We start from the raw sequence: 13819 nt of genomic DNA, 5'->3' as shown, positions 1-13819 counted from the left end.
GTCTCCTGAGAACATAGAGGAATTTTTTTATTTTTTTGCTAAACGTCGAGGCGCTATGCGCCTCGACGCGTGGATGCGATTAACGCATCATTGCCAGCGTCTTGAACTCGACGCGTTTGACGATGCGGTTTTCCTGCGCAACGATCAGATGTGCGGACGCCTGCAAATAAGCGGGCCATTCAGGATCGGTATCGCGGGCGGTGCGGCGCTGGTCGTAATCCGCGATACTTTCGTAGCCCCAAAGATGAACCACCTGATTGAGCGCGCCGATATCGCTGACATAAAACCCAACGGGCGCGCCCAGATACTTCAATTGAATCGGCATCGCGAGACGATCGAATACGTCGATGAATTCCGCCATGCCGCGCGGGCGGATCGTGTAGATACGATGATCGATAAAAGGCTTGGTGCTACTCATGTGCCGGTCCTCAATACAGTTTCAGACAGGGACCCGTCGTGTCCCTCGTGCGCATCTTTCCTGATGTCCTGCTCACTCACGCCCGCGAGATGACGTCCGAGGATGTAGCCGAATGTCATGATCGGGCCGAGCGTAATGCCCGCGCCCGGATAGTTGCCGCCCATCACGCTCGCGCGGTCGTTGCCGACTGCGTACAAGCCGGGAATCGCTGCGCCCGCCTGATCGAGCACTTCGCCGGTGATCTTTGTCTGAATGCCGTCGAACGTACCGAGGTCGCCCATCACCACTTTCAACGCGTAATACGGACCGTCGCCAATCGGTGCGACGCAAGGATTCGGCTGTTGCGCCGGGTCCGCGAGATAGCGGTTGAACGACGTCGTGCCGCGTCCGAATTCGCTATCGACGCCGCGCTTCGCATCGACGTTGTAGCGTGAGACGGTCGCTTCCAGACTTGCGGCGTCGAGTCCTGCGTGACGCGCCAGTTCCGTCAACGTGCGGCCCGTGCTCAGATAGCCGTTGCGCAGCAGCCCGCCCAGCGGCACCGGCGCGGGCTTCGCATAACCGAGCCCGTACTTGCGGATCGTCGCGTGATCGCAGATCAGCCACATCGCAGTTTCACGATCGTGTTTGCACGCGTCGATCATCGCCGCACCGACGTCATGGTACGAATTCGATTCGTTCGTAAAGCGCCGGCCATTACGCGTGACGCCGATAATCCCCGGCTTGTAGCGGTCCAGCAGATGCGGAAAAACACCGAACGTCCCGTCTTTTTGCGGTACACGCGACACCGGCATCCATGCGGCCGCTTGCGGATAGCGCAGCGCAACCTTGGCGCCAAGCCGTTCGGCCATCTTCGCGCCGTCGCCGGTATTGCCGGTCGGCACGGGCGACACATGTTCGCCGCCGCGACGCACATGCGGATACGCGTTCGCAATCCGCTCGACGTCATGTGAAAAACCACCGCATGCGAGCACCACGCCGCGTCGCGCCGCAATTCGAATCTCGCCATCCGGACCGCTGACGAGTGCGCCCGTCACGCGTTTGCCGGACACGGTCAACTCACGCGCAGCCGTATTCGTGTGAATCGCAATGCCGAGATCGAGTGCCGACTTGGCGAGTCGCGCCGCGAGTGCATTGCCGCTCGTCACCTGTACGCCGCGCCGATAGAGCGCGAGATCTTTAAGATGACTCGCGAGTCGTTTTGCGACGTAGATCGCGGATGTCAGCGAGCGCGTGGCATTGAAGAAATGCTTGAGATCCGCATTCGACGAGTTGAACATCATGCCGATAAACGTGATCGTCTTCAGCGGCGGCCGGAGTCTGTCGATATCCTTGCCGAGATTGCGCGCATCGTAGGGCGCAGCCACGATCGACCGGCCGATATCAACGCCGCCCGCCACGTCCGGGTGATAGTCCGGATACAAGGTCGGCACGAACTTAACGTCCGTTTCGCGCTCGAAGAACTCGAGCATCGCGGGGCCGGTATCCAGAAACGCAGTGACCGCAGCTTCGTCGAAGAATGCACCGGTCTCGTTGCGCATATAAGTCATCGCCGCTTCACGCGTGTCGCTGACGTGATTGGCTTTCGCGTGACGGTTGCCTGGAATCCACAGCACGCCGCCCGAATACGCGGTCGTGCCGCCAAAGAAGGTTTCTTTCTCGATCACCACGACGTTGAGACCTTGTTTGCGCGCGGTAATCGCCGTCGATAACCCGCCTGCGCCCGAACCGATTACCAGCACATCGCACGTCAGTGCCGGTGCCTGAATGAGGCTTTTCATCATATGTCTCCTGGTTGCCTGTGTGTGCGTGACGCTTAGGCTTTAACGCCGCTCGCATCGAAACCCGGACGCGGCACCAGGTCCATCAGCATGCTGTCCAGTCCACCGTCGACGATCAATTCGGCGCCGTTCACATAACTCGCGCGACGGCTGGCCAGAAACGCGACGACGTCCGCGATATCGTCCGGCTTACCGATGCGCCGGCTTGCGGTCATCGCACTGCGCCGGCGCTCGATATCGCCTTGCGCATAGAACGACTCGGACAGCGGCGTGCGGATCATGCCGGGACACACCGCATTGCTGCGTACACCGCGCCCGCCCCACTCGGCGGCGATCTGCCGCGACAGCATCGAAACGGCCGCCTTGCCGGGGCTATACGCGCCGCTCCACGTCTGCGGATGATGGGCGGCAATCGACGCCACGTGGACGATGCTGCCCGCGCCTCGTTCGAGCATCCCGCGACCGAACTTCTGCGAACACAGCATGTAGCCGGTCAGATTCACGCGCAGCATCGCGTTCCACGCGTCGAGCGCGATCTCTTCGATGCCGCCCGGACGCAGCAGACCCGCGTTGTTCACGAGCACATCGGCGGCGCCGAACGCGGCATCGACCGATTCGACCGCGCCCTGCACGCTGTCGATATCGCCGATATCGCATGCCACTGCAATCGCTTCGATGCCGCGCGCGTCGAGCGACTGCGCAAGTGCCACGCATTTCTCTTCATCGCGATCCAGCAGTGCCAGACGTGCACCCGCGCTGCCGAGCACCGCTGCAATCGCACTGCCGATACCGCCGGCCGCACCGGTCACCACACACACGTCGCCGTCAAGCGCGAGCCAGTGTCCGGCGCGATCTTCATATGCGTTTTGATTAGCCATCCGAATCTCCATTTTTTCGCTGAACCGCTCTTTTGGCCAAGCGGCCCGCGTGCCTATCCGATGAAAAAAGTATAGCGACGGCGGTGCGGATGAAATTGGACAAAGGCGGCGCATCGCAGGACAATCCGTACACAGGAGACAGGCACGTATGAGGAAAATCCCTAACTACGACCTCTATGGCGAGTCGGCGCGACCCGCGTGGTACGACGCTTTCAACTTCGAGTGGATTGCGGAACGCAGTGCGCCGAACGACTGGCATATCGGCGCGCATCGGCACGACGCGCTTCTGCAGATTCTGTATATCCGCAGCGGCAGCGGTCACGTGGTGATCGAAAGCGACAAGGTCGCATTCGATCCGCCTTGCGTGGTGCTGCTTCCGGCACAGACGGTGCATGGTTTCGTGTTTTCGCCGGATATCGACGGTCTGGTGATTACCGCCGCTCAGCGCGCGCTGGAGTCGATCTCGAAGGTCGTGTCGCCGGGGCTGTTGCCGGTCTTGCAGCGTGCGTCCGTCATACCCGTGCGCGCATCGGCGGACGATGACGCATTGATGCCTTTATTCAGGCTTCTGGAACAGGAATTTCGCGGCAGTGCGCGCGGGCATATCGCGGCGGGCATGTCGCTGATGATTGCACTTTTCGTGCAGGTGGCGCGGCTCGGCGAAGCGTCGAGTGTTGCAGGCGCAACCGCGAATGCCGCTACCGCCGACCGCCGCAGTGCGCAGATCAAGCGCTTGCGCGAACTGGTCGCCGCGCATTATCGCGAGCATCGGCCGGTGGAGTTTTATGCGGAAAAGCTCGGCATGACGGCCGCGCAATTGAGCCGGATCTGCCGCGACCAGTTGGGTCATTCACCGATGTCGCTGGTCAACGAGCATCTGATTCGGGAAGCACAGCGCGATCTGATCTATTCCGGCTTGACGGTCAAACAGATCGCGCATGCGCTGGGTTTCGACGATACTGCTTATTTCAGCCGCTATTTTCGCAAACAGACCGGTGTGACGCCGACCGAATTTCAGGCCGCCGCGCACAACGATCTGTCGCTGGGCTGAATGCGAAACCTGTTGCGCGCTTAAACGGCCACTACACCCACGTAGTTTTCCGCCATCGCCGTTGCGGCGGCGCGCGACGTTGTCACGTGTTCGAGTTCGGCCACCTGGAGCTGTTGCTCGAACGGCGATGCGTCGTCCAGACGATGCATCATCCGCGTCATCCAGTAAGAGAAATGCTCGGCGCGCCAGATTCGCTTCAACGCGGTTTCGCTATACGTGTCGAGCAGATCGCTGCGATTCTCGACGTAGAACGCCTGTAATGCCTTCGTCAGCACGCGCACGTCGGCCACCGCGAGATTCAGACCTTTCGCGCCGGTGGGCGGCACGATATGCGCGGCGTCGCCCGCGAGAAACAGGCGTCCGTGCTGCATCGTCGTGGACACGAAGCTGCGCATGCCGACGATATTCTTCTGGAAAATTTTGCCGTCGATCACCTTCTGACCGTCCGACGAATCGACACGCGCGTGCATTTCCGCCCAGATGCGATCGTCCGACCAGTTCTCCACCGTGTCTTTCGGATCGCACTGGAAGTACATGCGCTGAACGTTCGGCGAGCGTGTGCTGACCAGTGCAAAGCCGCGTTCGTGGCGCGCGTAGATCAGTTCGTCGGACGACGGCGGCCCTTCGCACAGAATGCCGAACCAGCCGAACGGATACACGCGCTCGAAATCCTTGCGCAACGCTTCGGGAATCGATTTTCGCGCGACGCCTTGCGAACCGTCGCAGCCGATCACGAAGTCGCACTGCAATTGCTGGTCTTCGCCGTTGTGGCGATAGCGGATCGACGGCGTCGCGGTGTCGATGTCATGAATCGACGTGTCGGAAACGCTGAAATGGATCGCGCCGCCCGCGTCGATGCGCGCGGCCACCAGATCCTTGATCACTTCGTGTTGTGCGTAGACGGTGATTGCGTGGCCCGTCAAACCCGTCAGATCGATCCGGCGACGCTTGCCTTCGAAAGCCAGCTCGAAGCCGTGATGCAGCGCGCCCTCGGCTTTCATCCGCGCACCCACGCCCGATTCCGTCAACAGATCCATCGTGCCCTGCTCGAGCACGCCCGCGCGGATCGTCGATTCGATCTGCTCGCGACTACGCGATTCGAGCACGACGGATTCGATACCGCGGAGATGGAGAAGATGGGAAAGAAGCAGGCCGGCGGGGCCGGCACCGATGATGCCAACTTGAGTGCGCATGAGTTGTCTCCTGATGCGGGGAATTGAATTTGTCCGTCAAGTGTGCCGACCAACCACCCTATCGCGCAACGCGATAACAGAGATATGCACTATTCGAATTTGAGATACAGATTAGATGGCCGATAGATGGCAAACGTGCCATGTAAGCAACGAAATTAACTATCCTGTGCAAAAAAGAGACAGCGCAAAGCCTTATCCAGAGCCACTTCGGGTTATCCCGCGTTGCTCCCCTATAGCAAACTTATTACAGTCCGCCCGTTCGTAATGTGAAACGAAGTTCGCAATACGAACCAGAAACATCAATCAAGAACATTTCGACCGGTGTCGCCAACGACACGCTCGCAGGTCGGCCCTGGAGGACACACCCACATGAAGAACACCATCAAACTGACCCGCGTCGCTGGCGCTGTCATGGCCCTGTCGTGCGCTCCCGCTTTTGCACAAAGCAGCGTGACGCTGTACGGGATCGTCGATAACGGCATTGGGTATCAATCCAGCTCGGCTTCGCTCGGCGCGACGGCGAACGGCCATTCCGCCGTCAAGATGGTGACCGGTGTATGGGCGGGCAGCCGCTTCGGCCTGAAAGGCGCGGAAGACCTCGGTGCGGGCACCAAGGCGATCTTCCAGCTGGAGTCGGGCTTCAATGCCGCGAGCGGTGCGCAGCAATACACCAATGCGATGTTCGGTCGTCAGGCATGGGTCGGTGTGACGAACCCGACCTACGGTACGTTCCAGGCCGGTCGTCAATACACCGCCTATTACACGCTGCTGTCGCCGTATAGCCCGACCACGTGGCTGACCGGTTTCTACGGCGCGCACGCAGGCGACATCGACGCACTCGACACGATCTACCGCGCCAACAATTCGCTGGTCTACACGTCGCCGAAAATGTACGGCTTCACGGCAAGCGGTTCGTATTCGGTCGGCGGCGTGCCGGGCAGCCTGAATCGCGGCTCGACGTGGAGCGGCGCGCTCCAGTACCTGAACGGCCCGGTCGGACTCGCGGTCGGCTTCATGCGCATCAACAACTCGACGCTCGGCGGCGGCGCATGGGGTGCGGATTCGACGACGTCGAACAACGGCGCGCAATCGGGCGTGTCGGCTGTCACCAACGGCTATGCGACGGCACAGGCGCAACAACGTTTCGCGGTGACGGGCGGCTATAACTTCGGTAACGGCTTCGACGTGTCGGCGGCCTACTCGAACGTGCAGTACATTCCGGGTACGGGTTCGTTCTACCGCAACACGGCGATCTTCAACACGGGCGGCGTCGTGCTGCACTGGAAGGCGTCGGTGGCATGGGACTTCGCGACGGGCTACAGCATCACGCGCGCGACCAAGGCGAACGGCATCACCAGCTCGGCGCAGTATCAGCAGTTCAACCTGTCCGAGTACTACTCGCTGTCCAAGCGCACCGGCCTCTACGCGTTGCAGGCATTCCAGCGCACGAACGGCCAGACGCTCGCACCGACATCGACCGGCGGCACGCGTATCATCGACGCAACGGCCGTGATCGGCGACGGCTTCCAGAGCACGCCGTCTTCGTCGCGTAGCCAGTTCGCGGCAGGCGTCGGTATCGTTCACCGGTTCTAAGCGCCGGGTTCGCGCTTAACGCCTTAAGAAGCAGAAAAAAGACGGCGCGCCTCGGCGCGCCGTTTGCAGTCAGGAGACCAGACATGAGCCGTAGTAACACTGTCAACGTACAGACCTTCATCAATGAGCATCCGTTCTCCGGATTTCAGTGGCTCATTTTCTTCATGTGCTTCGTCATCGTCCTGCTGGACGGCTTCGACACGGCCGCAATCGGATTTATCGCTCCGTCGCTGATCGGCGAATGGAACATTAGCCGGCCCGCGCTCGCGCCGGTGCTGAGCGCGGCGCTGTTCGGCCTCGCGTGCGGCGCGCTGGGTTCGGGTCCGCTGTCCGACCGTCTCGGCCGACGCTCGCTGCTGCTCGCATCGGTTGCGCTGTTCGGCGTGGCCTGTCTCGGTTCCGCGTTTTCCACCAGCATCGGACAACTGACGGTGCTGCGCTTTATCACGGGCGTCGGTCTCGGCGCCGCGATGCCGAACGCCGTCACGATGATGGGCGAATACTGCCCGGATCGCCGTCGCGCGACCGTCATCAACCTGATGTTCTGCGGCTTCCCGCTCGGCGCGGCCTTCGGCGGTTTTCTCGCCGCATGGCTGATTCCGCATTTCGGCTGGCGCAGCGTGCTAATGCTCGGCGGTGTTACGCCGTTGCTGCTGCTGGTCGTGCTGCTGCTGAAAATGCCGGAGTCGGTGCGCTACATGGTGGCGAACAACCAGCCGGTGGCACGGATTCGCGCTGCGCTGTCGCGCATCTCCGCAGACGCATCGCAAGCCGCTTCGTTCGCGATGACCGAAAGCGCGCCGCAAACCGGCGGCAAAGGTCTGGGCGTCGTGTTGTCGCGTTCGTACATCGTCGGCTCGGTGATGCTGTGGATCGCTTACTTCATGGGCCTCGTGATCTTCTACGCGTCGATCAACTGGATGCCGATCCTGCTGAAGGACGCCGGTCTCGCGCCGCAACGCGCGACGCTGATCTCCGCGCTGTTCCCGCTCGGCGGCGTCGGTGCGGTGCTGTGCGGCGTGCTGATGGACCGCTTCAACGCGAACCGGATCATCGCGGCATGCTATGCGCTGACCGCCGTCAGCGTGTATCTGATCGGTCAGGCCGTGGGCAATGTCGGCATGCTGGTGTTCACGGTGTTCGTCGCCGGCGTGTTGATGAATACCGCGCAATCGTCGTTGCCCGCACTCGCCGCTGCGTTCTACCCGACTGAAGGTCGTGGCACCGGCGTGGCGTGGATGCTGGGTATCGGCCGTTTTGGCGGGATCGCCGGATCGTTCCTCGTCGCGGAGCTGACGCGCCGTCACTTCACGTTCGGCGGGATTTTCGCGATGGTTGCGATTGCCGGCGTGCTCGCGTGCATTGCACTGCTGATCAAGCAGGCCGCGCGTCCGCATGCGGCCACCGGCGCGCCGCTCGAAACGAAGTCGTTCGGTCACTGATCCGACGATTTTCGCGTGGCACAATGCCCGCATGACCGGCAGCAACACTGCCGGGCATGCGGGCTTTTTCTTTGCGCGTCATCCTCCTGATCCCGACATCATCCACGTCCCGAGGATGCGGCCATGACCGGCACTTCGCATTTGATGGTGGTAGTAGTCGTACTCGCGGTGGCTGCCGCCGCCGTCGCCGCCGTGGCACTCGCACTGATCAAAGGCGGCCCGAAGCAACCCAAACCGGTCGCGTCGATCAACGATCCTTTCCGTTCCGTCGATCTGTCCGGCTTGCCCGCAATCCAGTACGTTCAGGCCCGCGACAACACCGCGCTCGCATACCGGTTCTATCCGTCACGTGTGGCGCAAACGCGCGGCAGCGCCGTGCTGATTCACGGCTCGTCCGCGAGCGGCAAGAGTCTGCATTCGCTTGCGATGCGGCTCGCCGAAGCGGGCTATGCGAGTTACACGCTGGACATGCGCGGTCACGGCGAATCGGGCGCGCGCGGCACGATTGCGTATATCGGCCAGCTCGAAGACGATCTCGAAGATTGTCTCGCCGCACTCGATCCCGCCACGCCGCGCACGTTGATCGGTTTTTCCGCAGGCGGCGGATTCGCGCTGCGCTTCGCGGCCGACCGGCGCAAAAACGCGTTCGCGCGCTATGTGTTGCTGTCGCCGTTTCTCCATCATCGCTCACCGACCACACGCCCCGCAGCGGGCGGATGGGCGCATGTCGGCATGCCGCGCATCGTCGTCCTGGTCACGCTCAATGCTGTCAGGATCAAGGTGTTCAATCATCTGCGCACCATCGCGTATGCATTGACGCCCGAAGCGCAAAAGATGCTGACGCCGCAGTACTCGTTCAACCTGATGCAAAACTTCAGGCCGAACGCCGACTATCGTGCGGATATTCGACACGCCACGCAACCGATGCATGTACTGATCGGCTCCGATGACGAAGCCTTTTTCGCGGACGCATTCGCAGCGGAATTCACGAAGCCTTCGACGAACGTAACGATCGTCGAAGGCGTCGGTCATATCGGACTCACGCTCGCGCCGGAAGCACTCGACGCGATCGTCGCCTCACTCGATGCAACGCCGTTTGCGCATCGCACCGGATAAGCGTCAGCCGATCAGCTTCGTCAACGCAGGCACGCTCAACACCGCCGTGTAATAGCCCATAAACTGCACGCCGGTATTGAACCCGAAGCGCCGCGACAGCAAGCCACCCACGAGTCCCACGGTCACGATCACGAGGAAGCCGAGCAGTTGCCCTTCCCACACGCTGATCACGACGATCAGCCCGGCAAAGGTCGCGATGATCGACTCGTGACTGACCTTGCGCGCAACGAACGACGCCGCCCGGTGCGCGTAATTCATCGCCAGCGGATAGGCGACCAGTGCCGCCAGCACCACCGCGAGCAAGCCGTAGCCGAGGAATTGCCAGCTCGACATCAGCGTGTGCAGATTGTTGATATGACCGCTCGCGGTATCGACGAAAAAGCGCGGCGGCGCATTGAACAGCGGCGCAGCCGGACCCGCCGCCACCGGACTCAACGGCAGACCGAACGCAATCAGCGGAATCAGCGCTTCGGCGATATACGTCGCCTCCGTCACACCGTTTCGTGCGGCGATCACCGTCGTCAGACGGTGATACGCATGACGGATTCGCGAGCCGACCAGTTCGCCCATCACGACCGTCATCGCCACCGGACTGAACACGAAGGTCGCGCTCGAAATCGCCGCGGTCGCGACCGTCCAGTTACGCTGCTGGGCATCGAGCACCCGCAACGGATTCGGGAAGTAGCCGCTCCAGCCTTTGACGTCGGGCGCAAGCGAAAATGTTTTCACGCGTTCGCGGCGCATCCGGTTGCGGTCCGCCGGCGACAGGATCGAGAACAGATCGGCGATCAGCGGTCCGATTGCAATGCCCAGAAAATAGCTGACGCTCAGTTTCACGCCATATTTGCCGGTCAACGTCTGCAATCCGACGATCAGCAACACGAACGGCACCAGCAACAACACCGACGCCCAGCGTCCCGCCGAAAAATAGGCAATCGCGATTGCAGCCGCGAGAAACACCCACGGCGCCGCTTTCGAAATCGACGTGCCGAACGGGGCGAGCAAGACCGCAAACAGCACGGCCAGCGGCACCGCGATAAACGCCGCGACGATCGCGCCGGAAATCATCTTGCGCAACGCGATATGCGGCACGCCGAGATTGCGCAGCATCGTCGCTTGCGGCAACAGCGGCGCGGCCATCGTGTCGCCGGGAATGCCGAGCAACGCGGTCGGAATCGCGTGCGTCATATGCTTCGCGACCGCACCCGCCATAAAGAACGTGAACACGCCGACGGGCGGCACGCCGAGCAACGCGACGAGCAGTGTCAGCGGTGCGATCGTGGTGGTTTCGTCCGTGCCGGAAATCAGGCCCACGCCGGCGAATACCACCGCGCCGATCAAACCCATCGACAGCGCGACGAGCAATTGCTGGAGAAACGCGTCCATCAGAATGCCTCCTTGCCGCCAGCGAGCGTGACCGTGCCGTCCGCCTTCGATCCCGCATCCGGCGCACGAGCCGCGCGCCGTTCGTAGGCAGCGAACACGTCGTAGATGCCGAGTTCTTTCATTTCCGCCGCGACCGCCGGCGGCAGGTCGGCGACCGTGCCGAGACCGCCCGCTTCCGCCGCGAGCTGGTCGAGCACGGCGTCGCGGCTCGCCAGATCCGACGCTTCCTCGACCACTTCGCGCTTCGGCCGGAACAGTTTCGCGCAGACCACACCGGCGATCAGGCAACCGGCCAGACCGACCAGCATCGCGTAGGCGCGGCCCATCGCGGCATCGTGGACATAGGCGGCGAGTACGCGATTCGCGCCGTAAAACGCACCGAGGCTGATCGCGACGCCGAGCGCCACGGACCAGCCGAGATGACGGATATCGACCGTATCGCCCCACACTTCGACGATCGGACTGCTTGACGACGGGATGCGCGCGTGTCGATCCGGCGACGCGCGATCGGGGATGGGATGCTTCATGTCTCCTCCGTTGATGGAGTGTTCAGGCGGAGCCGCCATCGGATGGCGCGGACCGCGTTTGTCGTTCTGTGATGGGCACGGCATCGAATGCGCGTGCAATGCGTGCAATGCTTGCTGCTTTTACAGAACCGCCTTTATACCGGCGTCGCTTCACGACGCCTGCGTTTGCCGTCGAGCGCACGTGCGACCCGCGACGACGTCCGCCGCTCCAGCGCATCCGAAATAAACCCGCCGGCATGGGCGAGTTTCGCGAGGTCGATACCGGTTTCAATGCCGAGTTCGTCGCACAGATACACGACGTCTTCCGATGCCACGTTGCCCGTCGCGCCCGGCGAATACGGACAGCCGCCGATGCCCGACACCGAACTGTCGAAGGTCGAGACGCCGGATTGCAGCGCCGCGTACACGTTGGCGATCGCCATCCCGTAGGTATCGTGGAAGTGCCCCGCCAGCGCGCTGACCGGCACACGCTGCGCGCACGCGTCGAGCATCGCGCGGGTCTTGTTCGGCGTGCCTGCGCCGATCGTATCGCCAAGACTGATCTCATAGCAACCGAGCCGGTACAGACGCTCCGCGACGCTCGCGACCTGCCCGGGCGCAATCGCGCCTTCGAACGGACAGCCGAGCACGCACGACACGTAACCGCGCACCCGCAAGCCCGCCGCCGTCGCGCGTGCGATCACCGGCGCGAAACGCTCGATGCTCTCCGCAATCGAACAGTTGATGTTCTTCTGCGAGAAACGCTCCGACGCCGCCGCGAACACCGCGACTTCTTCGCAATTCGCCGCGATCGCCGCGTCGAGTCCGGTCAGGTTCGGCACCAGCGCCGCCAGCGTGACGCCGTCGCGGCGACCGACGCGCGTCAGCACGTCCGCGCCGTCGGCCATTTGAGGCACCCATTTCGGCGACACGAACGACGCCGCTTCGATGTAGCTGACGCCCGCGTCGATCAGGCGCTCGATCAGTTCGACCTTCGTCCCGGTCGATACGAACGACGGCTCGTTCTGCAAGCCATCGCGCGGACCGACTTCGACGATCCGCACGCGCGCCGGCAACGACGGATCGCTCACGATGGATGCGTCACGCATCGCGCGGACCGGCGAGCAAGGCCATCGCGTAGTCGGTGCGCACGTCTTTCGCCGCGACCATTTTCTTGACCACCCAGTCGACATCGCTGCCCCGCGCGCCCGCCGACATCGCGATATTGCGCGCGTGCAACGCCATATGGCCGCGCTGGATGCCTTCGGTGGAGAGGGCGCGCAACGCGCCCATGTTCTGCGCCAGTCCGACGGCCACCGCGATTTCGCCGAGATCCTGCGCCGACCGGACGTCCATGATCTTCAGCGCGAGACGCGCGAGCGGATGCGTTTTCGTCGCGCCGCCGACCAGACCGACCGGCATCGGCATTTCGATGGTGCCGACCAGATCGCCGTTGTTCGCGACTTCCCATGTCGTCAGCGACGTATAGCGGCCGCTGCGCGAAGCGAACGCATGCGCGCCCGCTTCGACCGCGCGCCAGTCGTTGCCGGTCGCGACGATCACCGGATCGATGCCGTTCATGATGCCCTTGTTGTGCGTGGCCGCGCGATACGGATCGATCGCCGCGAACTGGTATGCCTCGACCACGCCGCGAATCACTTCCTCGCCGGTGTATTCCTTCGTCGTCAGCGTGTCCGCCGAGTAGCGGACCTGCGCGCGGGCGAGCCGCAGATCGGCGAGGTTCGACAGGATTCGCAGACGCACCTTGCCGCCGGTAATCTCCTCGACCCGTCCCGCGACCGATTCCGCCATCGTGTTGACGGTGTTCGCCCCCATCGCATCGCGCACATCGACGATCAGATGCGCGACGATCATCGCGCCGCTCGGCGTGTCCGGAAACACGTGCACCTCGATGTCCTTGCAACCGCCGCCCAGGCCGATCAGCACCTTGTCGCGGCTGTTGGCGAGTTCGATCAGTTCTTCCTTGTGTTTGAGCATCGACAGCCGCGCGCCGTACGGATCGCTGACGGCCAGCACCTGAACCTGCGCGCGCATCAGCGGCCCCGTGCTCGACGTGCGGAAACCGCCCGCTTCGCGCGCCATCTTCGCCATGAACGATGCCGCCGCGACGATCGACGGCTCTTCGACCGCCATCGGCACCAGCACGTCGCGACCGTTGATCTGGAAGTACCCGGCCACCGCCATAGGCAACTCGAAGGTGCCGATCACGTTTTCGATCATGCCGTCCGCGATGTCGAGCGGCAGCGCGCCCGGCCTGTTCAGCAACGCGTATTCCGCATCGTCGAGGTTCGCGGCTTCGGCAATGTGCTTTAGACGTTGAGCCGGCGACAACGCGCGGAAATTGGGCAGTTTCGAATCGATTTGCATGAGTGTGTTCCTTCGCTTTTCTGTGATTCCGCGAGCCGTGTCGGGCTTGCGGGCGTCTCGTGAATGA

12 protein-coding genes are annotated in these 13819 nt (G+C 62.6%); 4 read left to right on the top strand and 8 right to left on the bottom strand.

The features are described 5' to 3' along the window. Window positions 1-79 precede the first annotated feature (79 nt). From PW947_RS08635 to PW947_RS08625, 3 genes are read right to left on the bottom strand one after another with little or no spacing between them, the layout of a single operon-like run. Window positions 80-418, bottom strand: a complete 339-nt coding sequence (locus tag PW947_RS08635) for an NIPSNAP family protein (RefSeq protein WP_299630863.1) — start codon at window positions 416-418, stop codon at window positions 80-82. Continuing rightward, on the bottom strand, window positions 415-2199 hold the full coding sequence (locus PW947_RS08630; RefSeq protein WP_299630922.1) for an FAD-dependent oxidoreductase: 1785 nt from the start codon (window positions 2197-2199) through the stop codon (window positions 415-417). Before PW947_RS08630 ends, PW947_RS08635 begins: the two co-directional genes overlap by 4 nt. A gap of 35 nt (window positions 2200-2234) precedes the next feature. Next, window positions 2235-3077, bottom strand: a complete 843-nt coding sequence (locus PW947_RS08625) for an SDR family oxidoreductase (protein ID WP_299630862.1) — start codon at window positions 3075-3077, stop codon at window positions 2235-2237. Window positions 3078-3225: 148 nt separating this feature from the next. On the opposite strand from PW947_RS08625, the gene PW947_RS08620 reads away from it, so the two are divergent. Then, window positions 3226-4128: a helix-turn-helix domain-containing protein gene (locus PW947_RS08620; protein ID WP_299630861.1), complete on the top strand. Its 903-nt coding sequence runs from the start codon at window positions 3226-3228 to the stop codon at window positions 4126-4128. A 20-nt stretch (window positions 4129-4148) separates the two neighbouring features. Here the strand turns inward: PW947_RS08620 and PW947_RS08615 are convergent, their stop codons facing one another. Further along, on the bottom strand, window positions 4149-5321 hold the full coding sequence (locus PW947_RS08615; protein WP_299630860.1) for a 4-hydroxybenzoate 3-monooxygenase: 1173 nt from the start codon (window positions 5319-5321) through the stop codon (window positions 4149-4151). Window positions 5322-5690: 369 nt separating this feature from the next. Here PW947_RS08615 and PW947_RS08610 point away from each other — a divergent pair, with 369 nt between their 5' ends. The 3 genes from PW947_RS08610 (at window position 5691) to PW947_RS08600 (ending at window position 9472) form a co-directional block, all read left to right on the top strand. Further along, window positions 5691-6914, top strand: coding sequence for a porin (locus PW947_RS08610; protein WP_299630859.1), 1224 nt, complete (start codon window positions 5691-5693; stop codon window positions 6912-6914). A gap of 83 nt (window positions 6915-6997) precedes the next feature. After that, window positions 6998-8356, top strand: a complete 1359-nt coding sequence (locus PW947_RS08605; RefSeq protein ID WP_299630858.1) for an MFS transporter — start codon at window positions 6998-7000, stop codon at window positions 8354-8356. Window positions 8357-8479: 123 nt separating this feature from the next. Beyond that, on the top strand, window positions 8480-9472 hold the full coding sequence (locus PW947_RS08600) for an alpha/beta fold hydrolase (protein ID WP_299630857.1): 993 nt from the start codon (window positions 8480-8482) through the stop codon (window positions 9470-9472). 3 nt (window positions 9473-9475) lie between these two features. On the opposite strand, the gene PW947_RS08595 is transcribed toward PW947_RS08600, so the two are convergent. The 4 genes from PW947_RS08595 to PW947_RS08580 all read right to left on the bottom strand — a co-directional run bounded on the left by PW947_RS08595 (window position 9476) and on the right by PW947_RS08580 (window position 13752). Then, window positions 9476-10858: a tripartite tricarboxylate transporter permease gene (locus PW947_RS08595; RefSeq protein ID WP_299630856.1), complete on the bottom strand. Its 1383-nt coding sequence runs from the start codon at window positions 10856-10858 to the stop codon at window positions 9476-9478. Next, window positions 10858-11385 carry a hypothetical protein gene (locus PW947_RS08590; RefSeq protein ID WP_299630855.1) on the bottom strand — a complete coding sequence of 176 codons (528 nt, stop codon included), beginning with the start codon at window positions 11383-11385 and terminating at the stop codon, window positions 10858-10860. The genes PW947_RS08595 and PW947_RS08590 overlap by 1 nt, the downstream gene beginning before the upstream one ends. A gap of 134 nt (window positions 11386-11519) precedes the next feature. Then, entirely contained in the window at window positions 11520-12473 is a 954-nt protein-coding gene (locus PW947_RS08585) for a hydroxymethylglutaryl-CoA lyase (protein WP_299630854.1), read from the bottom strand. Further along, on the bottom strand, window positions 12466-13752 hold the full coding sequence (locus PW947_RS08580; protein WP_299630853.1) for a hydroxymethylglutaryl-CoA reductase, degradative: 1287 nt from the start codon (window positions 13750-13752) through the stop codon (window positions 12466-12468). Before PW947_RS08580 ends, PW947_RS08585 begins: the two co-directional genes overlap by 8 nt. Window positions 13753-13819: the final 67 nt, after the last annotated feature.

Source organism: Paraburkholderia sp. (assembly GCF_028283785.1).
In the GTDB taxonomy this organism is placed as follows: Bacteria; Pseudomonadota; Gammaproteobacteria; order Burkholderiales; family Burkholderiaceae; genus Paraburkholderia.
The sequence above is the reverse complement of the archived record's forward strand: the minus strand, read 5'-3'. Positions and strand labels throughout refer to the sequence as shown.